The sequence below is a fragment of the Methanomassiliicoccus sp. genome (assembly GCA_012719175.1).
Taxonomy (GTDB): Archaea; Thermoplasmatota; Thermoplasmata; order Methanomassiliicoccales; family Methanomassiliicoccaceae; genus UBA6.
Window position 1 is genome coordinate 14,519 of sequence record JAAYAX010000012.1, and the last position, 25,376, is coordinate 39,894.

25 protein-coding genes and 1 tRNA gene are annotated in these 25,376 nt (G+C 58.7%); 9 read left to right on the forward strand and 17 right to left on the reverse strand.

Annotated elements, in window-relative coordinates; translation table 11 throughout:
- Nucleotides 1-167 precede the first annotated feature (167 nt).
- A complete protein-coding gene (gene pyrF, locus GXX95_09145; protein NLT38307.1) occupies nt 168-821 on the reverse strand; it encodes an orotidine-5'-phosphate decarboxylase in 654 nt (217 codons plus the stop codon).
- Between the two features lie 203 nt (nt 822-1,024).
- Between pyrF and GXX95_09150 the strand changes: the two genes are divergently transcribed.
- Nucleotides 1,025-2,089 (forward strand): radical SAM protein, encoded by a 1,065-nt coding sequence (locus GXX95_09150; protein ID NLT38308.1) that lies wholly within the window; start codon nt 1,025-1,027, stop codon nt 2,087-2,089.
- Here the strand turns inward: GXX95_09150 and GXX95_09155 are convergent.
- The 8 genes from GXX95_09155 to GXX95_09190 form a co-directional block, all read right to left on the reverse strand.
- Nucleotides 2,076-2,504, reverse strand: a complete 429-nt coding sequence (locus tag GXX95_09155; protein NLT38309.1) for a NusA-like transcription termination signal-binding factor — start codon at nt 2,502-2,504, stop codon at nt 2,076-2,078. The genes GXX95_09150 and GXX95_09155 overlap by 14 nt on opposite strands.
- A 4-nt stretch (nt 2,505-2,508) precedes the next feature.
- Complete coding sequence (locus GXX95_09160; protein NLT38310.1) at nt 2,509-2,790, reverse strand: 50S ribosomal protein L30e; 282 nt, start codon at nt 2,788-2,790, stop codon at nt 2,509-2,511.
- Nucleotides 2,787-4,259, reverse strand: coding sequence for a DNA-directed RNA polymerase subunit A'' (rpoA2, locus tag GXX95_09165; GenBank protein ID NLT38311.1), 1,473 nt, complete (start codon nt 4,257-4,259; stop codon nt 2,787-2,789). Before rpoA2 ends, GXX95_09160 begins: the two co-directional genes overlap by 4 nt.
- A complete protein-coding gene (locus GXX95_09170; protein NLT38312.1) occupies nt 4,259-7,045 on the reverse strand; it encodes a DNA-directed RNA polymerase subunit A' in 2,787 nt (928 codons plus the stop codon). The genes rpoA2 and GXX95_09170 overlap by 1 nt, the downstream gene beginning before the upstream one ends.
- The gene (locus tag GXX95_09175) at nt 7,045-10,644 is read right to left on the reverse strand and encodes a DNA-directed RNA polymerase subunit B (protein ID NLT38313.1); all 3,600 of its coding nucleotides are present in this window, start codon (nt 10,642-10,644) and stop codon (nt 7,045-7,047) included. The genes GXX95_09170 and GXX95_09175 overlap by 1 nt, the downstream gene beginning before the upstream one ends.
- A gap of 7 nt (nt 10,645-10,651) precedes the next feature.
- Nucleotides 10,652-10,924: a DNA-directed RNA polymerase subunit H gene (locus tag GXX95_09180; GenBank protein NLT38314.1), complete on the reverse strand. Its 273-nt coding sequence runs from the start codon at nt 10,922-10,924 to the stop codon at nt 10,652-10,654.
- Nucleotides 10,925-11,050: 126 nt separating this feature from the next.
- Nucleotides 11,051-11,190, reverse strand: a tRNA-Lys gene (locus GXX95_09185).
- Between the two features lie 193 nt (nt 11,191-11,383).
- The gene (locus GXX95_09190; protein NLT38315.1) at nt 11,384-12,088 is read right to left on the reverse strand and encodes a DNA alkylation repair protein; all 705 of its coding nucleotides are present in this window, start codon (nt 12,086-12,088) and stop codon (nt 11,384-11,386) included.
- Between the two features lie 79 nt (nt 12,089-12,167).
- On the opposite strand from GXX95_09190, the gene GXX95_09195 reads away from it, so the two are divergent.
- The 4 genes from GXX95_09195 to GXX95_09210 are packed head-to-tail and all read left to right on the forward strand — an operon-like array spanning nt 12,168 to nt 14,436.
- The gene (locus tag GXX95_09195; protein ID NLT38316.1) at nt 12,168-12,911 is read left to right on the forward strand and encodes a metallophosphoesterase; all 744 of its coding nucleotides are present in this window, start codon (nt 12,168-12,170) and stop codon (nt 12,909-12,911) included.
- A gap of 5 nt (nt 12,912-12,916) precedes the next feature.
- A complete protein-coding gene (corA, locus tag GXX95_09200; GenBank protein ID NLT38317.1) occupies nt 12,917-13,930 on the forward strand; it encodes a magnesium/cobalt transporter CorA in 1,014 nt (337 codons plus the stop codon).
- 60 nt (nt 13,931-13,990) lie between these two features.
- Nucleotides 13,991-14,161: a hypothetical protein gene (locus tag GXX95_09205; protein ID NLT38318.1), complete on the forward strand. Its 171-nt coding sequence runs from the start codon at nt 13,991-13,993 to the stop codon at nt 14,159-14,161.
- A gap of 8 nt (nt 14,162-14,169) precedes the next feature.
- A complete protein-coding gene (locus tag GXX95_09210; GenBank protein NLT38319.1) occupies nt 14,170-14,436 on the forward strand; it encodes an elongation factor 1-beta in 267 nt (88 codons plus the stop codon).
- 41 nt (nt 14,437-14,477) lie between these two features.
- Here the strand turns inward: GXX95_09210 and budA are convergent, their stop codons facing one another.
- From budA to GXX95_09225, 3 genes are read right to left on the reverse strand one after another with little or no spacing between them, the layout of a single operon-like run.
- Complete coding sequence (budA, locus tag GXX95_09215; protein ID NLT38320.1) at nt 14,478-15,206, reverse strand: acetolactate decarboxylase; 729 nt, start codon at nt 15,204-15,206, stop codon at nt 14,478-14,480.
- A 58-nt stretch (nt 15,207-15,264) separates the two neighbouring features.
- Nucleotides 15,265-15,708 (reverse strand): DNA-binding protein, encoded by a 444-nt coding sequence (locus GXX95_09220; protein NLT38321.1) that lies wholly within the window; start codon nt 15,706-15,708, stop codon nt 15,265-15,267.
- 40 nt (nt 15,709-15,748) lie between these two features.
- On the reverse strand, nt 15,749-17,095 hold the full coding sequence (locus tag GXX95_09225; protein ID NLT38322.1) for an NADP-dependent malic enzyme: 1,347 nt from the start codon (nt 17,093-17,095) through the stop codon (nt 15,749-15,751).
- Between the two features lie 263 nt (nt 17,096-17,358).
- Here GXX95_09225 and GXX95_09230 point away from each other — a divergent pair, with 263 nt between their 5' ends.
- The gene (locus tag GXX95_09230) at nt 17,359-18,972 is read left to right on the forward strand and encodes a radical SAM protein (GenBank protein NLT38323.1); all 1,614 of its coding nucleotides are present in this window, start codon (nt 17,359-17,361) and stop codon (nt 18,970-18,972) included.
- 51 nt (nt 18,973-19,023) lie between these two features.
- Nucleotides 19,024-20,115, forward strand: a complete 1,092-nt coding sequence (locus tag GXX95_09235; protein ID NLT38324.1) for a DNA primase large subunit PriL — start codon at nt 19,024-19,026, stop codon at nt 20,113-20,115.
- Here the strand turns inward: GXX95_09235 and GXX95_09240 are convergent.
- The 3 genes from GXX95_09240 to truA form a co-directional block, all read right to left on the reverse strand.
- Nucleotides 20,066-20,746: a CDP-alcohol phosphatidyltransferase family protein gene (locus GXX95_09240; GenBank protein NLT38325.1), complete on the reverse strand. Its 681-nt coding sequence runs from the start codon at nt 20,744-20,746 to the stop codon at nt 20,066-20,068. The genes GXX95_09235 and GXX95_09240 overlap by 50 nt on opposite strands.
- A complete protein-coding gene (locus GXX95_09245) occupies nt 20,737-21,264 on the reverse strand; it encodes an AAA family ATPase (GenBank protein ID NLT38326.1) in 528 nt (175 codons plus the stop codon). Before GXX95_09245 ends, GXX95_09240 begins: the two co-directional genes overlap by 10 nt.
- Nucleotides 21,265-21,512: 248 nt before the next feature.
- On the reverse strand, nt 21,513-22,316 hold the full coding sequence (gene truA, locus GXX95_09250) for a tRNA pseudouridine(38-40) synthase TruA (protein NLT38327.1): 804 nt from the start codon (nt 22,314-22,316) through the stop codon (nt 21,513-21,515).
- A 43-nt stretch (nt 22,317-22,359) separates the two neighbouring features.
- Between truA and GXX95_09255 the strand changes: the two genes are divergently transcribed.
- Nucleotides 22,360-23,079, forward strand: a complete 720-nt coding sequence (locus tag GXX95_09255; GenBank protein NLT38328.1) for an RNA methyltransferase — start codon at nt 22,360-22,362, stop codon at nt 23,077-23,079.
- Here GXX95_09255 and ftsZ read toward each other — a convergent pair.
- Together ftsZ and GXX95_09265 are read right to left on the reverse strand one after the other, a co-directional pair.
- Nucleotides 23,068-24,123 carry a cell division protein FtsZ gene (gene ftsZ, locus GXX95_09260; GenBank protein ID NLT38329.1) on the reverse strand — a complete coding sequence of 352 codons (1,056 nt, stop codon included), beginning with the start codon at nt 24,121-24,123 and terminating at the stop codon, nt 23,068-23,070. The genes GXX95_09255 and ftsZ overlap by 12 nt on opposite strands.
- A gap of 43 nt (nt 24,124-24,166) precedes the next feature.
- Entirely contained in the window at nt 24,167-24,475 is a 309-nt protein-coding gene (locus tag GXX95_09265; GenBank protein NLT38330.1) for a ribbon-helix-helix protein, CopG family, read from the reverse strand.
- A 208-nt stretch (nt 24,476-24,683) separates the two neighbouring features.
- Between GXX95_09265 and GXX95_09270 the strand changes: the two genes are divergently transcribed.
- Complete coding sequence (locus GXX95_09270; protein ID NLT38331.1) at nt 24,684-24,980, forward strand: DUF1330 domain-containing protein; 297 nt, start codon at nt 24,684-24,686, stop codon at nt 24,978-24,980.
- Nucleotides 24,981-25,376: the final 396 nt, after the last annotated feature.

Below are 25,376 nucleotides of genomic sequence, written 5' to 3' on the forward strand. Positions count from 1 at the left end.
GTATAAAAAATCTGGCTTTAAAGGGCTTTTTTCTGGCACAACCGTGCGGATGGGATTATAGATGTGCCTTTTCCGGGCATGACTTTCCAAAAAAGACGCGGCGAGGTGCAGGACGCAGCGGAGACGGAAGGCCGCCCCGAAGGGGCGAAGGAACGCGCCGGCGAACGCTATGGGGCTTGTATCACCTTCTGTATCTCTTCTACAAGCCTTTCCGCGGCCTCCCGGGGCCTTGGAGAGCCGTAGATGGAACGCCCCACGATCACATGGTCAGCTCCCATGGAGATGGCATCAGAAGCGCTCCCTCCCTGCGCTCCCACTCCCGGCGTCAGAATGAGGAGGTCTCCCACGATCCTGCGAACCTTAGCAATGCTCTCCGGGCGAGTGGCGGGTGCGATCACGCCAGATGCCCCTGCCTCCACGGCCATGCTGGCGAAGCGCTCGGCCAGGGGGGCGGTGAACTCCTGACCCCCGGGATGGGACATCTCTGTCACCACGAACACATCCAGATCCTCGGCCGCCTTCACGGCCGCGGACAGGGAATCCGAGCCGGTGAAGGCATGAACGATAACGCCAGCAGCACCCCTCTTCTGCACCTGCTCCACGATCAGGCGGTCGGTGTTGGGTATGTCCGCGATCTTGAAGTCGCATATGACCGGGGCCATTCGAGAGAGGCGGGTGATCATCTCCGGCGATGTGGAGAGCACCAAGGGCCAGTTGATCTTTATAGCGTCCACAAGGTCGGCCACCTCATCGGCGATCTTGAGCGCCCTGCTCTCGTCCGTCTCGTCCAGGGCGAGGATCATCCTCGTGTTCATCTTCATGTGACCATCATGACCTTATCACGATGCACGTATTTTAGGGATGGTCAGCCGCCCTTGGACCTCTCTAGGGGATGTGGAGCTCCATCGAAGGATGGTAAAGGGTCGAAAGAAGAAGTAAGATAGCTGGGGTAACGGCAGGGTCCCATGTACTTGCCTTGCGCAGAAGCAACCTTTAATAGCGGCGCCCGGCCTCAGGCAGACTGATGAGGGTCGAACCGATGGAGGCGGGGTCCGCATACACCGGACGGTTACCACGTGGATGCGTGCTGTGCCGCCAGGGGACCAAGATGGTGCTATTGGTGTCTGGCAGGTGCTCCACCGGCTGCTTCTATTGCCCACTGTCATTGGAGAAGAGGGGTAAGAACGTCGTCTTTGCCAACGAGCTGAAGGCCGGCAGCGATGAGGACGTGATAGAGGAGGCCAAGACTATAGGGGCCCTGGGCACCGGGATAACAGGAGGGGACCCCGTGGCATGTCTAGACCGCACAGTACACTTCATCAAGCTACTAAAGGAGACCTTCGGGAAGAGGCACCACATCCACCTCTACACCTCATCCTTGGATATCTCCGCATACCATGCTCTGGAGGACGCAGGGTTGGACGAGCTGCGACTGCATCCCCCTATGGAGGCATGGGGCCAGCTGGAGGGGTCCGGGATCGCGGAGTTCAAGAAGACCTCCCGTATGAAGATGGGGATGGAGGTCCCGGCCATGCCCGGAAAGGAGGAGGAGCTGAGGCGCCTCGTCCATTACGCCCAGGAGGCAGGTCTGGACTTCGTCAACCTCAATGAGCTGGAGTTCTCCGAGGGCAACTGGGAGGAGCTGAAGGATAGGGGCATGGAGGTCAAGGACGATGTGTCCAGTGCGGTCCTTGGGAGTGAGGAGACGGCGCTGAGCGTGGTCCAAGGTAAGCACACCATCCCCGTCCATTACTGCTCATCCAGCTTCAAGGACTCTGTGCAGCTGAGGAAACGTATAAAGAGGCGGGCGCTGAGGGTTGCGCTGCCCTCGGATATGATCACCGATGAGGGCATGCTCCTCAAAGGCGTTGTCGAAGGCCCCGCAGATGAGATCATGGCCGTGCTGCGGGACAAGTATGGTGTGCCCGATGGGCTCTTCAGAAGGGACGTGGAAAAGGAAAGGGTTGAGGTGGCCCCGTGGGTGCTGAAGGATCTAGCCCCCTTGCTACCTTACGAGTCCTTCCTGGTGGAGGAGTACCCCACCGCCGATCGGTTGGAAGTAGAGCGGGAACCGCTCAAGCCACGCTGATGCTCTGAACGTTGTGGTGACGGTTGACGATGTCCCGGGCGATCTTGAGGTTGCGGCCGTTCTTGCCGATGGCCCTCCCCTTGACCTTGGGATCCACGGTCACGGTGGCATGCACCACATTGCCCCGGTTCTCGATGACGACGTTCTGCACATTGTAGTTGTAGAACACGTTCCGGATGAACTTCTCCGGCTCGTCCGAGTACTCTATGACCTGGATATTCTTCCCGGTCTGGTTCTTGAGGCGGATGACGTTCTCGCCAGCCTTGCCCACGGCCCTGTTGGCCTGGCCAGGCTCGACCACGAACACCAGCTTCTCCTCTGTCTCCATGCAATCTTTGACCCTGGTCTTGGTCACCGCCTCGAAGAGGTTGATGTACCTCAGGGTGTCCTCGGTGAAAGTTATCTCAGCCGGCATAGGATCACAACGAAAGGATGTTGGAGGTACCCTTGTCGATCACCGCTAAAGCGGACACCGAGAACGGTTTCCCACATAGAGCCCCTAGCTCCATGTTGGTACCCTCAAACTTGACAACCTTGACATTGTTGTGGTTTCCAGATCTGAGGAACTCACTCGGGCAGTTCACAGATAGAATGACCATCTTGGCCTCACCGCTGTTGACCGCCTTCTCTGCCTGCTGCACGCCGTAGACCACCTTTCCGGTGGTCGCAGCCGCCTTAATCGCTCTTCCCAAATCTATCATTCGCTTGCCTCCTTAGGCCTTTTCTTGGGCACGTAAACAAGGTTGACAGCACCTGTCCCCAGGGTTACGGGTTGCCCCACGATAATGTTCTCCGCTACACCGTCCAGATCGTCCGTCTCTCCGGTGAGAGCGGCGTGGAGCAAGTGGGTGGCAGTGATCTCGAACGCGGCCCTCGCGAGCACGCTCGATTTCCTGCCGGAGATCCCATGCCTACCTATGGCCTTGACGTCGCCGTCGTTGGTCATCAGATCGGCCACGAGCATGATATGCCGGATGTCCACCGTCAGACCCTGTTCGCCCAGGGTCCTGGATGCCTCGTGGATGATGGAGTTCCGGGCAGCCTCCACACCCAATACGTCATATATCTCCTGGATGGAGTTGGTGGTGGTCCTCTTACGGTCCACGTGCTCCTCCGCCAGTACCTCCCTGAGATTGGAGCCTGCAGTGTATATGACGTACTCGCCACCCTGGTTCCTTAGGATGGCCCTCTCGATTCCGTCCAAGCCCTGGATGACCGCATCCCGGGTGGCCTGAACGATGCCTTGGAGCTTCTTGAAGCTGGCCTCCTCGGAGGATATGACGACCAACCGGCGGTCCTTGTCCTCCTCGTCCTGGACCAGGGCTACCTGCCCGCGCAGGCGGCGGTCCTTGTTGAGCCTCTCCACGATCTGCTCCTCGGTGATCCCTTTCTGCTCCAGCTTGGAGCGGTCGGGGTGGACTATCACCTTCATGTTGGCGATATCGGTCTCGATGTCCGCGATGTCCAGGAGGGTCGTCTTCTCGATCCTGGACGCCACCTTGCGAACGACCTCGACGTCCCCGGCCAGTTCCGGTTCGATGTACACCGTCATCATCGGGGTGGAGGGCACCCGACGGGCGTCCACGATCTCGATGAGACGCGGCAGACCCAACGTAACGTTGATCTCCGCCACACCGGCGTAGTGGAAGGTACGCATGGTCATCTGGGTACCCGGCTCCCCGATGGACTGCGCCGCAAGGATCCCCGCAGACTCGTTGGCGTCCATCTTGTGGAGCTCGTACTTCTCGGCGGATCTCAGCAGTATCTCCTTGATCTTGGAATCGGAAAGAGCGACCCCATCCAGCCTCTCTGCGAGAGAGACGACCACGCGACGGGGGAGGTACCTATTGATGTCAGAGAGCAATTTGTTCAGCTTCTCTTCCATCGGTATGAGGGGACGGGCCTTGACAACCCTCTGGAACTCCGTCTTCTTCACGGGCTCCGGAGCCGCCTCCTTCTTCTCCGCTTTCTTTCCGCCTTCCTTCTTCGCCTTGCCCAGGAGCTTGCTTACCTCACCGGCCTGAGCTTCGGTGAGGCCCAGGGCCACCATGTCCGCGGCCGAGGCCGCGGCGATATCGGTGATGCTGCTGTACCCCTGGAGCAGCTTGTCTGCCGTGGCCTCATCTATGCCCCGGCGCAACAGTGCCTTGAACGTGTCCTTACGGGCCATCAGTCCTCACCTCCGCCGCCTCCGGCGTCATATTCCGTCTCCTCGACCTCCTCTTCCTCGATGGTCTCCATGAGGTCCTTCTCCATGGTGGCGTAGCCGGCCACCTTCTTCTCCTCCAGCCGGGCCAGGGCCTCGGCATCATCACCAAGGACCTCAGCGAGGATATCATCGATATCCACGGCATCTCCCTGCACGCTGCGGCAGGGGTCCACTCCATCTTCCCCGTACTGTAACTGGACGATCATGTCCGCGGTGTTCCTCACCGTACCGTCCTGCTTCAGCTTTAGGTCCTCGAGCGCGTTGATCAGTCGGCGCTGCATGTAACCGGAACGGGATGTACGGACGGCGGTATCGACCAGACCCTCCCTTCCACCCATGGAGTGGAAGAAGAACTCGGTCGGGGTCAACCCGCTCTTGTAGGAGTTCTGCACAAAGCCCTTGGCCTGCGCCCCCAGGTCGCCTTTCTTGAAGTGCGGCAGGGTCCTGTTCCAGTACCCCCTAGATAGGCGTTCCCCACGGACAGCTTGCTGTCCTATGCAGCCCGCCATCTGTGAGAGGTTAAGCATGGACCCTCTGGCGCCCGAGCGGGCCATTATGACCGCGGAGTTCTCCATACCCAGATGCCGGCCGGCAATTTGACCGGCCTCATCTCTGGCGTTTCCCAGCGTTTTCATGACCTCGACCTCGAGGGTCTCCTCAAGGGACCGGCCCGGCCTTTGCTCTAAGGTCCCGTCACGGTATGCCTGGACATATTCCGATACCTTGCGTACCGAGTCCTTGAGCATATCGTTGATCTGGTGGGTCGCCTCCTCCGGAATGTCCTCATCATCGATGCCGGTGGTGAACCCGCGCACCATGATGGCACCGATGGCGAGCTTGGTAACGTTATCCAGGAACTCCCTGGCAGCGTCAGCGCCGTAATCGCGGGTTATCTTGTCGAGGATCTTGCCCTTGAAGGAACCGATGGCCTTCTCATCGATGGTGCCGGTGATCAGCTTCCCCTCACGTATCTTCACGTAGGCGTCAAGGTCACAGTCCTCTTTCTTGCATACCGCGCAGTTGCGGCAGATGGACGCCTTGAAGGTGCTGTGGAAGCCCTTGGGAAGCACCATGGAGAAGAGCTGATGGCCTGTCCAGTATTCCTTCCCGTCGACCACCAAGGGCTCGGGTAGGTGCTCGTGCTTCACCTTGGAGAGGATGCTCAGCGTCTCCTGCTTGTCGAACTTGGGGTCCATATGGGTCAGGAGGAACGTCCCGGTGATGTGGTCGTGGATAGCACCGATGACGGGGCCGCCGAACCTCGGGGACAGGATATGCTCCTGCACCCTCATCAGGATCATCGCCTCCGCCCTGGCCTCATCGCTTTGAAGGACGTGCAGGTTCATCTCATCGCCGTCGAAGTCGGCGTTGTAGGGCGGGCACACGCACAGGTTGAACCGGAAGGTCTTCCACGGCATGACCCTGACGGTGTGGGCCATCATGGACATGCGGTGCAGGGACGGCTGCCTATTGAACAGCACGACGTCCTTGTCCATGAGATGCCTCTCCACTATGTACCCGATCTCCAGGCCGTCGGAGATCATCTCGGCGTTCCTGTCGGTGACCTTCATCCTGCGCCCGTCGGAACGGATGACGTAGTTGACACCAGGGGCGTACCTTCCGTCGTCCAGAGGCGGGTTGGAGCCCCTCTTGACCATAGCCTTGAGGACGTCTATGTTGGCCTTGGTGACATGGACCGGGACGGTCAGTTCACGGGCAGCCTCGTACGGTACTCCCACTTCATTGATGGAGAGCGAGGGGTCGGGAGAGATGACGGTACGCGCCGAGAAATTGACACGTTTACCGGACAGGTTCGATCGGAACCTCCCCTCCTTACCCTTTAGCCTCTGGACCAGGGTCTTGAGGGGCCTACCGGAGCGGTGCCTAGCCGGGGGGATGCCCGACGTCTGATTGTCGAAATAGGTGGTTACGTGGTACTGCAGCAGCTCCCACAGGTCCTCTACGATCAGCTGAGGGGCGCCGGCATCACGGTTCTCACGCAGACGCTGGTTGATCCTCAGGACGTCCACCAGCTTGTGTGTGAGGTCGTCCTCGGAGCGGTCGCCGGACTCTAGTGTGATGGAGGGGCGGACCGTCACCGGCGGAACGGCCAGTGCGGTGAGCACCATCCACTCGGGACGGCATGAGTTGGGGTCTATGCCCAGTGGAGGCAGGTCCTCATCGGGGATACGCTCCAGGCGCTCCCTGACCTCCTTGGGGGTGAGCTTGTGGCCATCCTCACGGAACGTGGTCGGCTTGTCCAGGGTGATCTTGCCCTGCTCCTGGCCGCAGTGGGGGCAGGTGGTGTTCTTGGACGCGTCCTTGGCCGTTCCCTTGGCAAGGAGACGATAATCGATGGCATCTCCACCGAGATCATCCATCATCTCCCATTCCTGGGCCTTCCGCTGCGCTTCCTCCTTGGTCATGAGGAGCTTTCCGCAGGTCTTGCAGGTGGACTGCAGCAGCTTCTTGATCTCCTTAACCAGGCCAACGTGGATCACAGGCATGGCAAGGTCGATGTGGCCAAAGTGGCCAGGGCACTCATCCACTTTGTTGCCGCAGGTCTTGCAGCGCAGACCGGGCTCGATGACGCCCAGGTGGGGGTCCATCAGACCCATGTCTATGGGGAAGCCATCGTCATCGTACGTGTCCGCGGTGATGACCTTGGTCGCGGACATCTTCCTGACCTCATCGGGTGACAACGACGAGAACTTGATCGAACCTATCCTCTTTGAAACGCCTCGCATCATCTTAGGTCCTCCAGTTGAAGGCGCATGACGACGCCAAGTGACAGCAGCTCGTCGAGCAACAGCTTGAACGCATAGCTCGTCTGCACGAGGTGCACGTTGGTGTTGTTGCCGCATACTGGGCAGCGTATCGCTCCCCTCCGGTCCATCATGGCGATGTGACCGCAGTTGGAGTTGCCGCAAACATACAGGAACGTCCCATCGGACTCGTCCAGCAACCGGTCCTTGATGACCATGGCCGCCCCATGCCCGATCAGGCAGTCCCTCTCCATCTCACCGAAACGCAGACCGCCCTGCCTTGAGCGGCCTTCCGTCGGTTGTCTTGTCAATATCTGCACCGGTCCGCGGGAACGCACGTGCATCTTTCCCGACACCATGTGGTGCAGCTTCTGGTAGTAGATGACGCCGGTGAATATCTCGGCCTCGATCTTCTTGCCGTTCTGACCGTCGTACATCACCTCCTTCCCCGTGGTTCTAAACCCGGCTCGGCCCAGGGATTCCCTGATGGCCTGCTCCTTCTCCCCTGAGAAGGACGTGCCGTCGATGGATCTGGCCTCCATGGCCCCGACCTTACCGCCGATCATCTCCAGGACGTGGGCGACGGTCATACGAGAGGGGATAGCATGGGGGTTGATGACCAGGTCCGGTGTCACACCGTCGCAGGTGAACGGCATGTCCTCTTGCGGCACGATGAGGCCTATGACCCCCTTCTGCCCATGTCTAGAGGCGAATTTGTCACCCAGCTCAGGGATGCGCTCGTCCCTCACCTTGACCTTGACCAAGCGGGAACCGTTCTCCGATTCTGTCAACATGACGGAGTCGACCCAGCCGCTCTCTCCCGGCCGTATGGTTATGGACGTCTCCCTCCTCTTCTGCGGAGTGAGGAAGTCGGTCTCCTCCTCCAGGAACCTGGGGGGTGAGGTCTTTCCGACCAGGACATCGCCTCCGGAGACCAAGGTCTCGGGGGAGATCAGTCCGTCCTCTCCCAGGTTTGCATAAGAGAGGTCGGTACGTGCGCCGCGGACATCGGGGGAGGGGATCTCAAAGTGGTCCTCCTGCCCTCCAGGGTAGCGCCGCTCCTCGGCACGGTATGTCCTCATGAAGGTTGATCGTCCCAGGCCGCGCTCGATGGAAGCCCGGTTGAGGATGAGGGCATCCTCCATGTTGTAGCCATGATAGGATATGACGGCGACCACGAAGTTCTGCCCCGCCGGGCGATCGTTGAACGCCACGAAGTCCATGGGCTTGGTCTGCACCATGGGCTTCTGGGGGTAGTGCAGGATGTGGCCGCGAGTATCCGGCCTCTTCCTATAGTTGGTGCAGCTTAGCCCCAGCGACTGCTTTGCCATTCCCGATCCCATGGTAACACGCGGGGAGGAGTCATGCTCCGGATAGGGGACGACTCCCGCCGCCACGCCCAGGATGACCATTGGATCTACCTCCATATGGGTATGCTCAGGTGTGATCAGTAGAGGGACCTTGTTGTCCCCACCGCAGTGCTTGCACTTCAGGACGGCCTCGGTACTGTCCGTCCCCGGGTTCATCCAATCCACGTCAGTAGGCGACAGCGCACGGGAGCATGACGCGCAACGCTCGGGGGAATCGAAGGGCTCCACAGCCACCAGGGAGTCCTCTTCCTCTTCGGCGTCGATCCACTCCGTGACCCCTTCGCGCAGCAGGTCGGACCACTTTATCCGGCCCTCGCGGATGTCCTCGAGGTGCCTACGGGTGATGACGGTGCGCCCCTCCTGGATGACCAGTAGGGGCCTCCTCAGGCGGCCTTCATCGCAGTTGATGACGACCTCGCCCATCTCCTCGTCGTAGCGGATGTTTATCTCGCTGGACAGCAGCCCCTGCCTCCTGCCGGCCCGGATCTCGGACACCAACAGGCGGGGATTGTCCACATTTCCCACCAGGTCGCCGTTCACATATACCTTGGCCCCGGTGCTGATCTCCCCCGCCTTGACCTCCACAACGCCCCGGTCCCGGAGCAGCCACTGGACGTCCTCCTCGCGGAATCCTTCGGAAACGTCGATGATGAGGGCGGCGTTCTTCACCAGACCGCAGTTCTGACCCTCAGGGGTCTCATTGGGGCACAGCCGGCCCCACTGGGTGGGGTGCAGGTCACGAGCCTCGAAGTGAGGCTGAGAGCGAGTTAGGGAGGAGGTGACCCTCCTCAGGTGGGACAGGGTGCTCATGTTGGAGGTGCGGTCCAAAAGCTGAGATACTCCAGCCCTACCGCCGACCCAGTTACCGGTCGCCAGCGCGTGCAAGAGCCGGTGCGTGAGCAGGTCCGGACGGATGGCCGACGCGATTCGCAAATCCTTCTTCCTGGCAAAGCTCCTCTCCAGCTGATACTTCAAATCCTTCATCAGGTTGGTGAAGGCCACCCGGAAGAGGTCCTCCATGAGGTCCCCCGAAAGTTTGAGACGCTTATTGGCATAGTGGTCCTTGTCGTCCTCCTTGCGCAGGCCGATGCTCAGTTCCAACACCGAGCGAGCGATCCTGCCCAGGAAGTGGGCCTTCTTGATGCGGTCCTCCTTGGTGTCGCCCAGGTGGGGCAGCAAGGAACGGTCGATGATGGACTCCACCTTCTTCTCCCTGTACTCCCGCGCCTGCCCGGTCGCGAACTTTCGCTCCAGGTAGTTCAAGGCATCCTCGGTGGTGAACACACCGTTGGGGGGGTAGAGCTTCTTGTCATGGCACTCCTCGATGTTGGCGTAAACTATGTTGGCCATGTCCGAGACGCTCACGATGGCATCGTAGATCTCCTTGTCGTTCTCCATCCCCAGGGCCTTCATGAGGATGACCAGGGGGATCTGTCCGGATGCGGCAGGGACGGTGACCATCAGGATGCCGTCCTTCTTCTTCTCCACCAGGGTGAGGGCGCGGTAACCCTCCTTCTGCGAGAATACCTTCGCTACCTCCAGCTGGGTACCGTAGCGCTCGTTGTACTCCACCATCACTCTGTTAGGAGCGAGGTCCTCAAGAGAAATGAGGACCCTCTCGGTCCCTCCGATGATGAAGTATCCCCCAGGGTCAGCGGGGTCCTCCCCGAACTCGATGAGCTTCTCCTTGTACTCGGCCTCGGTCAGCTCCCGCTCCTCCTCCATGCTCTCCTTGAAGAGATTGCAGCGCTTGGAACGGAGCATGATGGGGAGGTCACCTATGTGCACCTTCTCCGGTTCCTTCTCGATGCCATCCTCGATGATGGTGAACTCCAACTCTATAGGTGCCAGGTAGTTCAGGTTCCTTAGCCTGGCCTCCATGGGGGTCAGTTTGTGGGTGGCACCGTTGGCCTCCCTGACCACGGGGTTGAGGATCCTTATCGTCGGCCGGCTGTACTGAGGATCGATGTTGCCGGTCTTCTCGTCCCGTCGCCGTCCCACCCGGATCTCCACTTGGCGTCCGTCGGTGCGGTCCTGCTCCAGTTTGATGATGCCTCGGGTGGTATCATCGGCCGACACCCTCAGGTTGTCGACGATCTTCTGCATGCGGCTGTTGGGATTGTCCATCGTGGAGAGGAAATCGTTGAAACTGGCGATGTGGTGATTGACGATGGACCGGTCCTTGAAGTATAGCTCTATAAGATCACGCAATTTGTCCTCACCCCTTGAGTTCCTTGCTAATCACCAGGCGGTACACTATGAACTCCTCGGCGGTGTCGCTTTTACGTCTTATCTGTATCACCCTTCCGGGACTTATGGGGCCTTCTATCCTCTCCAAGATCCTGATGCAGGCATCATCCTTCCGGATCTTGGGTAGCTGGTCCTTGGTAATCTTAAACTTGGCCAAGACCTTCTCGGCCTCCTGCTCGGTCAGCAGGGTATGCTCTGGCACGAGATCGTGCTCCAAAACGTGTAAATCAGATTCGACCACCTAGTTCACCTCGTCCGCGAATGAGATTGAAAGATATTGTTGACCACTGGTCAGAATTGTAAAACATCGCCGTATTGGCTTCCCGAACGTTGCACCTTCCATCGTTCAACTCCTATTTCCCCAGGGCGGGCCCGCGGGGATTTTCGGAGCGCACGGGAAGGCCGCGCGCCTTTCGAACCCCGGACCACCTGGTTAAAAGCCAGATGCTCTTTCTAGGGACAACGGGATGTTATTACCGCCATCCTACCTAGCTGAGCTACGGGCCCATGGCAAGCTAATAGGCATTGCAGAAGCCCATGTAAAGCCTCTAATTATTTAAAGGTTGGCTTGGGTCCTGGAAGGGGGCCATTGCTCATGGGCGGTTTTCGAAGGATGAGGCCGCGGCGGCGGCCGAACGAAGCGGGTCCTGTTCCGCCCGCCCCTGCCTATCTGGATGCGGCCCAACATAACAACTGGCCATTACTTATGCTTTACCAGGCGCTTCTGCACGGCCTCGCTGCGAAGCTCGCGGAGAGCATCAGATGATATCCAACGTCCGGCCTTGGTACCTTTCGCCCTGATCCTCTCCGCGCAGGCGACCGCTGAGGCGTTCAATGCCAAATTCCGCTTTCCGATGTTTCTTAAGGCCCAGTTCACGGCCTTGCGGACATAGTTGCGGTCATCGTACGACTCCCGTTCTATGACAGACAGAAAAGGGTCGAACCTATCGTTCTCTGCCTTCTTATCGTGTACGGCCAGCGCGGCCATGAGGGCGAATCCCGCCCGCTTCACGAACTCCTCCTCTCGCGATGACCATTCCACGGCCTTCGTCCACCCCCTGGATGTGTAGGAGAAGACGTTGGAGGTGCATTGGTCGCAGATGTCCCAGGAGTCGAAGTCGGCCACCCATGCCTCCATCTGTTCCTCGGTGACCTCTTGGGGATCCTCTACCAAGGTGGCCAGCAGGCGGGCCTCGTGGACATCCGTCGACCACAGGGCCAGGGCCAGAGCGTGGTCCTTACCGAGGCCTTTGGCCATGGCCCTGAGGAAGTAGAGGGAGGAGCCGCCGAGGGCATGATCAGTCCTGATGCCGTATCGGGCCATACCCTCTCGGGAAGCAGGGTCAGCCCGAGCCCGAAGTTCGTTCATGATGCGATCGAGTGTTCCATCCTCTGTTCTGGCCATGTTCCTAACCTACCGCAGGTCCGAAATGTGCGTAATCATAATAGATTATCGCTGCGATATGACCAGCTGGAGGCAATGGTTGAAGATAGCCCATATATCGGACCTGCATTTCTCAAGTTCCCTGTTCGTTCCCCGGTGGGCGGACAACGTCACCCGGACCATAGAGGAGGAGAGACCGGACCTGCTGGTGGTCACCGGGGACCTGACCACTGACGGCTATGCCTCTGAGTTCGAAGCGGCAAAGAGCTTCCTGGAAGGCCTGGAGGTGGAGGATATGCTCGTAGTGCCCGGTAATCACGACTCCCGAAATCTCGGCTACACCATCTTCGAGGAGATAATCGGGCCTAGGTTCCCCACCTATGTGGGAAAGGGGGTGACGGTTGTGGGTCTTGATTCCACAGAGCCGGACGTGGACGACGGCCATGTTGGCAGGGAGCATTATGGACCCATCAGAGAGCAGTTCGCCGGTCCGAACATCAGGATAATGGCGCTGCACCACCACCTCATACCGATACCTGGAACAGGTCGGGAGAGGCAGATACCGACCGATGCCGGAGACCTTCTGGGGGTGTGCAAGGAGGTGGGTGTCGATATTGTTCTCTCCGGGCACAAGCACCTACCCTGGATATGGAACCTGGACGGCTGCTACTTCATAACCACGGCCACGGCCACCACCCGCCGCCTCAAGGGTCGTTCCCGACCGGCCATGGGCATCCTGGAGATAGAGGGGCGAAGTCTGGTCCTACATGACATCAAGACCGATGACCTGGAAAGAACGGTAGCGCTCAGGGCCGAGCTTCGAGCCCGATCGATCACACGATGAATCCCATGACCCCGCTGGAGCAGGAACCATCTCATCAGAGGCACGGAGCGAAGATCACGGTGGTTAGCTACGACAGCACCACTGTGGAGAAGAGCACCGCGGCCGATATGAAGGTCGCCCTCGAATATATTGGTCGACGGAGGGTCACCTGGATCGTGGTCCAGGGGAAGCTCGACATGGACGAGCTGATGGTAATCCGGAAATGGGGAGGGCTCCATCCACTGGTCATCGACGAGATCGCCGAGGAGGGCCCTAGTCGGCCAAAGCTCATGGACCTTCAGGGGGTCATCTTCCTGACCTGGAGGTTGTTATTGCTGGAAGGCCTGGAGGTGAAGGAGGAGCGGGCCGTGTGTCTGTTGGGCAAGGGATTCCTTATCACCATGGTCCCACCGGGTGTGAGGATGGACAAGACCATGGATGCACTGGGCAACGAGCACAACGAGATCCGGAACATGGGCACGGACTACCTCCTCTACGACATAATCGATTCCGTCATCGATGATTATTTTTCCATCTCGGAGGAGATGGGGGACCTCATCGAGGACGCTCAGGACAGCATCCTGAACGATGGTGGCACGGAAGCGCTGGCGAACGTGCAGGGCCTCCGGCGAGCGCTGATAAAGGTCCGCAAGGCGATCTGGCCTCTGCGGGAGGTCATCAATGCGCTGGTCAAGGGGCAGTCCGACCTGGTCGATGCCTACACCGCCCCCTACTACCGAGACGAATATGAGCACACCATAGAGCTTATGGACACCGTGGATACACACAGGGACATGGTCTCGGAGATGCTCGATATGTATCAGAGCATGGTGAGCAATCAGCTGAACAAGATCGTGAAGGTGCTGACCCTTATATCAGTAATATTCGCGCCCCTGACGTTCATCGTCGGTCTTTACGGGATGAACTTCGCCCATATGCCAGAGCTCGGCAGCGTGTACGCCTATCCTGTGGTGCTGGTCATCATGATAGTGCTGGCCATCCTCATGCTGCTGATATTCAGGCGAAAGGGCTGGTTCTGAGACGCAGCAAGGCCTTATATACAAGGAGAAAACTCTATCGGCTCAAATCCGGTGAATACCATGGAGTCCGAGAAGATTTGCAGCTCATGCGGAGTAAGGCTGGGCAAGAACGACGGTATGACGTTCTTCAAGTGCCCCGAGTGCGGTGTGGTCGAGATCGGCCGCTGCCCCCAGTGCAGGGATCAGAGCATCACTTACACCTGCACCAAGTGCGGGTTCACCGGTCCTTAGGTGATGACATGGGAAAGGTGGCCGCAGTATACAACATGATCCCAGAGAGCCCCGAGTCGCCTCTTGAGGACATTATCAAATCCATTCCTGGTGCGATCCCTGAAGGCGTTACGATAAACAACGTGGTCGTCAAGCCTTTCGCCTTTGGCCTGAAGATCATCGAGATCACCTGCATCATGGACGACACCTCGGGCATCATCGAGAAATTGGAAGAGGCCCTGCGTTCCGTCCCCCAGATCCAGAGCGTGGAGAACACCACCGTTACCCTGATCTGAAACCTCTTACGGCGCCGAGGCGCCGAGATCGACTTTTTTTATCATTCCAGGTCAACTACGTACCGGGATGTGAGGTCCCATTCCGCGCGGAGGTCCGTGAGGTTCGCATCCAGCACATGGCCGCCTTTGGTCCTATCGCTGCTCAGGAAGTGGAAGTGTAGCTCCGCCGAGCTCAGGACGGAGGTGTCAGGCGGGCTCCACAGGCCGATGAGGATCCCGTCGATGCCATCATAGTCGAAGACGGTCTGCTTCTCGATGACCTCAGCGAGGGGAGGGTAGGGAGCGGCCTGCTTGGGCACCGAGCGAACGGTGACGTTGTCGAAGGTCCCGGTTATCTTGATCAGATAGAAAGCGCCGGAAGAGGGGAGAGCGGCTTCGATCAGGCCTTTCACGCTGCTCATGTTCAAGGATCCCTGTAGGTCAATGGTGCCATCGATATCGAACCGGCTGACCTGCGCAAAGGGCGTGGTCTCATCAGAGCTGATGACCTGAACAATTCCGTCGTCCCGGGCCTTATAGCACGTGCCGTCCAGGACTATCATCTCCCCGTCCAGACCATCGAACGTCCCCAGACCGATATCACCCTGTGAGAGCACATCGCCCACAGTGGCGATACCATTATAGTTACCCTGTACAAGGTCTTCCAAAGAGCCTACCTGGTAGAGGGACTCGCGGTCCTGCTTCCGAGGAGCGGCCAGAGTGAGCATGGCCGCGGCGATTACCACAGCGATGACGGTGAGGACGAGAGCGATCTGTGCAGGGCGGTTCATGGTCCGTTCATCGCTTGCGATTTATTAAAAACGTAGGTCTGGCCAATACAAGCATATCTCAAGGCTCGAGCATCTCGAAGCCGGTGGGGGCATCCCTCTTCCTGATCGCATCGACACCCAGGAGCTCGATCATGATGACTTCCAGTATCTGCCACACCACCACTCCGCGGCGGATGCATCCCATGGTGGCCTTCCCTTCCCTGCCGAAGGCGGCGTGCACATGGAGCATCATGTGTCCATCTTCATTGGGGAACAATGTGCCGGAACCGGTCATCTCATGCACGTCCGGTAGCGTATAACCGAGGGGTTTCACCGGCCGGGCATCACCATCCTGGGGACCGACCACGAGCTTGCTTTCCTTGTCAGCGGCCCCGACTACTATGAGAGCTGCGGCCCTCACGCCCTTGTCCTCGGCGAACCTCTCCAGGACCTCATGCACGACCTCACCCTGTTCGAGTCTTATGACGAAGATCCTGCCTGGCCTAGCCTCAGTGTACTTCATAGGAATACAGATAAGAAATAAGGGAAAAGGAGAAAAAGGTTTACTCGGGGAAATCGCGGATGTATCCAGAGTCCATCAACAGCTGGGTCTCTCCGCGGGCCCGCTTGATAGCGGTCTCTGCACGGTGCATCAGCTCGTCCCTGCTCATCTTGGTGCGGGCCACACCTGTCTCCATGGCCTTCATTCCTACGGCGACCGCCTCCCTGGGGAACACCTCCCACTCATCCATCGTGGGCACGATGTGGGTCTCCGTCAGCCCCTTGTCCTCAGCGGTCTTGGCGATCTCCAAGGCCGCGGCGATGCACATCTCATCGGTGATCGTCCTGGCCCTCACGTCCAACGCTCCTCGGAATATGCCCGGGAAGCCCAGGGAGTTGTTGACCTGGTTGGGGAAGTCGGAGCGACCGGTGGCGATGATGCGGGCTCCAGCCTCCTTGGCCTCCCACGGCCATATCTCGGGTATGGGGTTGGCGGTGGCGAACACGATGGAATCGTCGGCCATTCCTTGGACCCATTCCTTCAGGATGGTGCCCGGTCCGGGCTTGGATGCGGCCACCACGATGTCCGCGCCCTTCATCGCCTCCTTGGCCCCGCCAACGATGTTCTCAGCGTTGGAGTGCGTGCACATGAACCACTTCTCCTTGTGAGCATCGTCGATGTCTGTCCTGCCCTGATGCAGCGTTCCCTTGCTGTCCACCATTACGATGTTCTTGATGTCGAAGCCCGCGGAGACCATCACCCTGGCGATAGCGATGTTGGCCGCGCCCGCCCCGATCATGGCGACCTTCGACTCGCCGATCTTCTTTCCCACAAGCTTGTGGGCGTTGATCGCTCCCGCGGTCTCGATGGTTGCGGTCCCTTGCTGGTCGTCATGCCACACGGGGATGTCCATCTCCGCCCGGAGGCGGTCCAGGATCTCGAAGCACTTGGGGTTCTCTATGTCCTCGAGGTTTATGCCTCCAAAGGAGGGGGCCAGGTACTTGACGGTCTTGATAATCTCCTCAGGGTCCTTGGTGTCCAAACAAATGGGCACGGCGTCCACGCCTCCCAGGTACTTGAACAGCAGGGCCTTACCCTCCATCACCGGCAGGCCGGCCTCGGGCCCGATGTCCCCCAGACCGAGGACCCTAGTGCCATCGGAGACGACCGCCACCATGTTGCCCTTGGCAGTATGATCGTAAACCTTCTCAGGGTGGGCTTTGATGTCCTTGCAGGGCTCAGCAACGCCGGGGGTGTACCAGATGGCGAAATCCTGAAAGCTCTTGACCGGGCACTTGGCGGTGACCTCGATCTTCCCTTCGTAGAAGGGGTGGTATTTCATCGCCAGCCTGGCCGGCTCGTACGCTTTCTTCAACATCTCTTCCTCGGTCTTTTTGTCCATGGTCATAAGCAACGACTCCGCCGGGTTAGGATCTGTTTTTCAGGGCCCGGTTGTCTCGAAATCTTACATCATATTATAAAAGGATTAGCAGGGATTTGCCTGCGAACCGTTGCTTTCTCGCTCGTTATAGTGCTCGTCCATACGATTATCGTACCTGATAGTGGAGCTTTGCTCCACGGTTTGAGCAGGACATACCAGGAGGCGCACCGACCATCGCAATATCGTGGCAAGGGCCCATTTGATATATGCCTCCGCTCTTACTTCGGTCCATGGCCAAGGTCCGGAGGGCGCTCATCATCGACGGATATGTTGACGAGCCTGCCTGCCTGGGGGTCCCACCTTACGTTTCGCCGCAGACAAGGGCCGCTGTGGGCGCAGCCAGGGAGGCAGGGGCCGAGCCCATGTTACTCACCGTGGAGCAGTGGCGCCGGGGAACTCCGTTGCCCAAGGCCGATCTCAGCCTCATCATCGCCGGTTCCGCCGTTCCCGGAAGGTACCTAAGGGCCATGCCTGCGTCTGGCAGGGAGATAGGAGAGCTGTCAACGTTAATGCAAGGAGTGACAGTGTTAGGTGGCCCGGCTTCCTCTGAAGTTAGATATTTGGACATGTTCCACCACCTCGCCCGCGTGGACGCGGCCGCGAGGATCTATGATATCCTGACCGGAACGGAGAGCGGGGAACGGTGTAGGACCATGGAGGAATGGAACACCTGGCTGCTGTCAGGGGCGGACTCTGTGCTCTCTCACCCCGATTATCCTCAGCCGTTGATCGCGGAGGTGGAGACCTACAGAGGATGCGTACGGTACCGATCTGGAGGCTGCTCCTTCTGCATCGAGCCCCTCAAGGGCGTTCCCGCCTTCCGCGACCAGGACGATATATTCGCCGAGTGTCGAAGGCTCCGTGACCTTGGGGTCACCAACCTGAGGCTGGGGGCGCAGACGTGCATCCTATCTTATAAGGCCGACCTCACGGCCGGTGATCCGCCCCGGCCGGACCCCAGTGCCGTAGAGTCCCTGTTCTCCCGCGTGTCCTCGCTGCATTTCGATGTCCTTCACGTGGACAATGCCAATCCGGCGGTGGTGGCCACGTACCCCCAGGAAGCGGAGGAGGTTTTGATATCTTTGGTCCGCCATTGCACCAGCGGCAACGTGCTGGCGCTGGGTTTGGAGAGCGCCGATCCTGCGGTGGCGAGGGTAAACAATCTGAACTCCACCTCAGAACAGGCGCTCGACGCGATCCGAGCCATCAATCGCATCGGTGGCAACGTTGGTACCTCCGGTCTTCCTGAGCTCCTTCCAGGGCTGAACTTTATCGTCGGCCTCGAGGGGGAGACCGAGGACAGCTTGCGAATGAACGAGAAGTTTTTGCGGACGGTGCTAGCCGAGGGGCTGCTCCTGCGGCGGATCAATGTCCGTCAGGTGATCCCCGTGCGCAAAGCGTTCCCCCGTACCGTTGACCACTCCGAGTTCGTCCGCTTCAAAGAGATGGTGCGACGGGATATCGATCTTCCCATGCTTCGAAGGATGTTGCCCCAGGGCAGGGTCCTGAGGAAAGTGTACACTGAGCTAAGGGACGGCAACACCACCTTCGGCCGCCAAATCGGAAGCTATCCGCTATTGATAGGGATCCCTTATCCTGTGGAGGTGGGCCGGTTCGTGGATGTTGCGGTCATCGAATGGGGGTTCCGGAGCATTACCGCCATAGAGCATCCGTTGAACGTCAATAGCTGCTCTATAAAGGCCCTTGAGGCCTTGCCTGGGGTGGGAAGGAAGAGGGCGATACGCATCTTCCGAAAGCGCCCGCTAAGGGGGGAGGCGGACCTGGTGGCAGCCCTTGACGATGCAGCAGTGGCGTCATCCATATCTCACCTCTTGAGCTATTGACCGTAAGAGAATTCTGAAAATATTTATCCCCGCACCACCTGTCCAACGGTGATGGACGTCCTTCACTATGCCAGGTATCCGTTCCTCAAGGATGCGGCCGAGCATGTGAGGGACCGGGGAGTGACCTTGGAGGACCTTCTGACCCATGAGGCCTACCGGCAGGCCCGGGCACGCGGGAAGGCGCGGGTCATCGATGCCTTGGAGGAGGGAGTGATCGGCCTACGCCCCATGGGCACGGAGGAGGACCTGTTGGAGGAGATCCTCTCGTATCCGGTCGCCAGGATGTTCGTGTCCGGCGTCAACGACAGGTTCCTCACCAAGCGCTACGCCCTCGCTGAGGGTGTGGCCATGGACACTAGATTGGAGAAGGAGAACATGGAGGTTGTAGAGGAGGTCGCCTTCCAGCTCGGTGTCAGGCTTAATACAGAGGGCGACGGGATGATGATGCACTTCTCTGACTACCTGCGGTACACGTCCCGCATGCGCAGCAAGGAATGGAAGCTCATCAATACGGAGGTCAAGGAGGGTCAGGTCGCCCTGAGCCAGGTGAAGCTGGCCAGAGTTCTACAACAGGCCCTTCAGGACCGCATTGAGGAGGAGCTGCCGCTTCCTGTGGACACCTTCATCAACACCGCCCTGGGGGCGGACCTCCAGGAACTGAAGGTCCGGACCGCCGTGAAGAGAGAACAATTCAAGGCCGAGGACTTCGGCAGGATAAGCGTCGAGAACTTTCCGCCCTGCATCAACCACCTCATAGGGATGGCCCAGGCCGGAGAGAACATACCTCATCTAGGCCGCTTTGCCCTCACAGCATTCCTGCACCATATCGGCCTGTCCTCGGACGATATCCTGGCACTGTACGCTACCTCTCCAGATTTCGATCAGGCCAAGACCAAATATCAGGTGGACCACATCACTGGCCAGACCTCAGGAACTGAGTACACACCTCCAGAGTGCGCTACTATGAAGAGCTATGGCATATGCTTTGAGCCGGACAATCTGTGCACTAACCCTAAGGCCAACGTCAAGCACCCTCTGAGCTACTACCGCATCAAGAACCTGCCCCGAAAAGGGGTAAAGGGTGAGAAGGTGCCTACCCCTTCAACCGATTCCAGATCGTCACCGCCCGCTGAACCGCGGTGATGTTGCCCACCACCGCGAACCACAGCATGACCAGCTCGAAGGCCGAGAGGCGTATGGAATCGGTGATCTCCAGGAAGCCATACTGGTAGTAAGGGGTAGGATCGCCTGCAGGGATGTTGCCCGGGAGAAGGAGCATGAACACGATCTGCAGGAGCGCGGCCGCGGTCAGCAGGACCACCCGGTCCGCTCTTCCGAGAAGACCGGCGTACAGCCTCCCCGCCCCTATCGCCTGGGATTGGGTACCCATATAGCTGGTGAGAAGAACGCCTATGATGGCCATTATGCCTATGTAGGGATTGCACCATGCGGACACGGCCACCGCCCCTATCATCACTACATCGGAGTAGCGGTCCAGGATGTGGTCCAGCACGTCTCCCTGCTTAGAGGCTTTACCGGTGAGACGGGCGACCTTGCCGTCGATGGCATCGAGAAAGCCGCTCACCAATATAGCAACCGCCGACAAGGGTAGTAACAGCTCCCAGTAGTAAGGGCTGAAGAACAGCAGCAGACCAGCCACCCACGCCATCGCGAAGGAGGCCCAGGATATCGTATTGGGATCGAACCGGGACATCGCCTTGGCGACGGGGGTGATGATGAACTCTACACTGTCACGCTTCGAGTCTAATACCATCCCATTACCTCCTGGCTCCAGTCCACATGACCGACCTCGTACTTTTTCCTTTCTCCGGCCAGGATCTCCTCCACTGAGGCTACGGCCTGCTCTGTGGTCAGTTCGGTGGTGTCCAGCTCTACCGTCTCGCGGCCTGATTCCACCGCCTCGACGAGGATTACGTCCAAGGCCTCCGCCTCAACGTTCTCCTGCACTTTGGCAGGAGGCCAATCCCTAGCCTCCAGCCTCTTCCTGAGGACCGAGGGGCGGCATCTCAGTACCAGGACCAGATCGGGGTCGACATAATGGGAGAGATGACCGACGAGTATGACGTCTCCGTCCGGCAGCAGGGACGGGATCCGTTCTGAGAGTTCTTCTGGGTCCACCTCTAGGCTGCCCCTCTCCTCATCCATGCCGGCATAGAGGTGGTGCTCCCTCACAAGATCGCCCAGCTCCACCACGGTGCGGCCTTTGCTGGCGAGAGAAGCTCCCACGCTGCTCTTGCCGGTCCCGGGGGTGCCGGTTATGGAAAGTATCACGATCTCAAGAACAGGCAGCAGTGATAAAAAAACATCCATGCGGACCGGGCTCGTCCCGTCCGCAGTGACTCCCCATGGACCTTCCCCAAAGCCATTGAGCGTTCGTAGACTCCAATGTGAATATTAAAGAAGTGCTGGAGCATGCTACAATTAAGTTTATATATAGGAATCCTAGGCCGAACGTTCCGTTTTGGCCCAAATAGGTATCCATGGTCAATTAACGGAGCTAAGGCCCTGATGGGGCAGGTTTATTCCTGGCAACGATCCAGGAGGGCATCAGCGAACAGCAGGCGGGCAAGAGCGTCCCTGCGGCATGCCTCGGCCCGTCGTCTCATTGTAGACGGGCACTCTATATCAAAGCAGAACCCGTAATCTATGTCCATCAGGGTCAGGCCCTCAGGGACCGCCAGGCCGAACGATATGCCCCTGGCACCGCTGCCGTCCAACGCCACACTCACATCCTCCAGTGAGGCTTTACCTTCCCCTACCTTGATCATGCTGGCCACGATACGCCGGACCATGTTGCGCAGGAACTCCCGCGCCTTCAGATCTATCACCAGGCTATCTCCCAGGGCCATAGCCGACACCGATTCCAGGGTCTTGATGGTGGCACGGCCTTCAGGCTTGCAGAAGTGGCGGAAATCGTGCCGGCCCTCGAAGAGGCGGGAGCATTCCACCACCTTCTCCATGTTTAGGCCCTCACTGCTCATCATGTACCGATACCATCGACCCTGGGCCCGACGAGGGGTGAAGGCATGAGCGACCTCCGCAAGCCCATACACATAAACGTCCTCGACGGCGGAGTTGACCGCCCGCAGGAGGGCCTCACGGGGAAAATCAGTGTCAAAGGCCGCGACGTTCCCCAGTGCGCTTACTCCCCTGTCAGTTCGGCTCGCGAAACGGAAACGGGATGCGGAGACCGATTCGATGGCCCCTACCTTGAGCAACGCGTTGATGATCTCGGACTCCACCGTGCGCTCCCCCGGCTGCCTCTGGGAGCCCATGAAGGAGCGGCCGTCGTAAGCGAGCTTGATCGCAGCGTGCCAGACCACATCAGGATTAAGTAGAACTGCTCTATTAATGGTTCCGAGCGGCATGGTAGATTTCAGGGTAGTTCTGGTAGAGCCAGAGCACGAGGGGAACGTGGGGGCGGTGGCCCGTTCGATGGGCAACTTCGCCTTCGAGGACCTGGTCTTGGTCGACCCCTGCCCCATAGGGGATGAGGCGTTCAAGAGGGCCAAGCATGCCGGTCATATTCTGGAGAGAGCGGCCGTGGTAGGCACGGTGGAGGAGGCCATCAGGGACTGCTCACTGGTGGTGGGCACGACAGGTATCGTCACCCATGGGCCGAGGCGTTACATCCGCATACCCATGAGCCCGCGGGAACTGGCTGCAAAGACCGCTGATCATGATGGACGCATAGCCTTGCTGTTCGGCCGAGAGGGATTGGGGCTCACACAGGACGAGCTGTCCAAATGCGATCTTCTTGTGCACATCCCCTCGGATGACGCGTATCCCGTGCTGAACCTATCGCACGCTGTGACCGTGGTCATATACGAGCTGTACCTTGCGGAGGGGCACCGCACCTCCCGCGTTCCTGTATCCTCTGAGGAGGAGCGGGAGCTGCTCTACAAGTTCTTCTCCGACCTACTGGAAGCGATAGACTACCCCGAGTTCCGGAGGGAGAACACAGAGATAATGTTCCGGAGGATGATGGGGAGGTCTGTTCCCACGAAGTGGGAGTTCTACACCATCATGGGTGTCATCGGAGATGCCGCCAAGCTCATCGATGGGAGGAAAAAACTACCTCGGTGAGCGGCGACGGGGCCTTCCGTCCACCAGCTCCTCGATGGTGTTCGCCAGCTCCTCGCGCTCGTGGGACCGCCGGCCTTTCTTCTCGCCGACCCCCTGGATGCCGGTTATCACGGCCATAACCCGTATGAGGTCCTTGTACGAGGGGTCCACCCTGGCCCCGAAGATGACCTGTGCCTCGGGGTCCAGCTGCTCGCTCATCCCTTCCAGGACCTTGGTCACCTTCCTGACCGACAGCTTCTCCCCGCCTGTGACATGTATCAGCGCGCCGGTGGCGCCCTCATAATCGATCTCCAGTAGAGGGTTGCCAAGGGCCTCCCGCACCGCCCCGTCCGGGTCCGTGCTCTCGCCGTACAGTATGGTGGAGACCCCTTTGTGACGCATGATGGTGCGCAGGTCGTTGAAATCGATGTTTACCAGGGATGGCAGGGTCACCGCCTCCACCAGTCCCTTGATCATCTCCGAGATGAGCTGATCCATTACCCCGAAGCCCTGCTCTATGGGCAGGTGGTTGACCATATCCATCAGCCGATTGTTGTCCAGGAGGAGCATCATGTCGGAGTTGTCATTCAGCCTCCCGATGCCCCAGCGCGCCGCCTCCATGCGCCGGCCGCGCTCGAACTGGAAGGGCGTTGTCGCCATGGAGACCACCAGGGAGCCGTGCTTACGCGCCTCCCGGGCCACCACCGGGGCCACCCCCGTCCCCGTGCCGCCACCAAGACCGGCAGTGATGAAGGTCAGGTCCGCGTCTTGGAGGATCTTGTTCAGAGCGTCCAACGCGTTCTCCATGCACCCCTCGCCCACCTCCGGGATCCCCCCTGCCCCCAGGCCACGCGTCACCTGGCTCCCTATGAGCAGTCTTTGGTCGGCGTTGATGGTCCGGAGGTGGCTCTTGTCGGTATTGATCGCAACCGTCTTGACGCCTTGAATGCCAATGCTGGTAAGGCGGTGGACGCTGTTACATCCTCCTCCACCGCACCCTATAACCAGTATCTTGAGCTCCGCAGCGCTCTGCTGCAGGTCCTCCAAGGACCCGAGGTTGATCACAGCCTCAACACCTCCGCTTTGTCCAACATGTGGATCAATGCGGCTAGTGCATCTCCTCCATGACCCGGAGCCTCTTCCTCGTGTACTCCCTAACAGCGTTCCTTATGGCATCGTCGATCGAAACGGAGTCGCCGTCTTTGACCAGACATTCGAGCTCTACCACGTTGCCCTTGGGCAGCTCTACTGTCACTCTCTCGATGTGATCGGGAGTGAAGTTGCTGTCCACGAAGCTGTCGATGGCCGCTCGAATGGCATCAGAGATCGTGGGGTACTTACCCTCTTTCACCAGCATCTCCAAGGCCTCGACCTTATCGCTCGGTATCCTTATGGTGATCCGTTCAGTCTCGCTCATACATCTCTCCCGATCAGGTTGTCCGACATTATTGGTATTATTGTCGGACAAACGTCATTATGTATAAGGAAGTATATAAGACTATACGAACTTAAACAAGAGGCCAAAAACAACGCACCATGTGAACGAGCGACCCCATAGGATCGGTTCATTCTGGATGGCGAAGTAACTAAAAAGGCAAGCAAAACAATTGGTGGAGGGGAGAATGGTGCCAGTATATGTCATTGTACGTGTCGATATAACAGATAGGCAACAGTACCAGAAGTATCTCGCCGTGGCACCATCAATTGTACAGAAGTACGGAGGCCGGGTCATCGCAAGATCTGAGACCGCTGTGACCCTGGAGGGTCCGGAAGAGAAAAGAAAGATCGTTCTTATCGAGTTCTCGTCCATCGAGAGGGTAAGGGGGTTCTATGATTCCCCTGAGTATAGGCATGCCCGTGGACTTCGGGCAGAGTCAGCGTCCGGCGAGATGATCGTCGTTGATGGGCTAATACCTGGTTAGCGGCCAACGAAGTTCCGATGAACATGCCGTCTGCCTAACCAATAGAAAAGTCGACTCACAGGCGTTGTGATGGTGGAGCTGAAAGCCCCTGCCTTCTCATCAGTGAACTATGATAACTATCGATAGTGATCGCAGGCACCTTCCCCCCCCCCCCAAGCAGCTAGTATCCTCCACCCGCCCACTTTTTAATTGTTCACCGCACCGCGTTCACATCTTCAATTCTGGCTTGGCAATAGGCTTGATGAAGGATAAAAATATGTTCTAATAAATAATGTCAGACATATTGAAAGACGACGAGCAGGTTTAGATAAAATCTACGGTTTTGCTTGGAAATCATTGTGTTTGTTCGTAATTCTGTTTTCCTAACATACTGGCCCATACATGTTCCGACCTGGC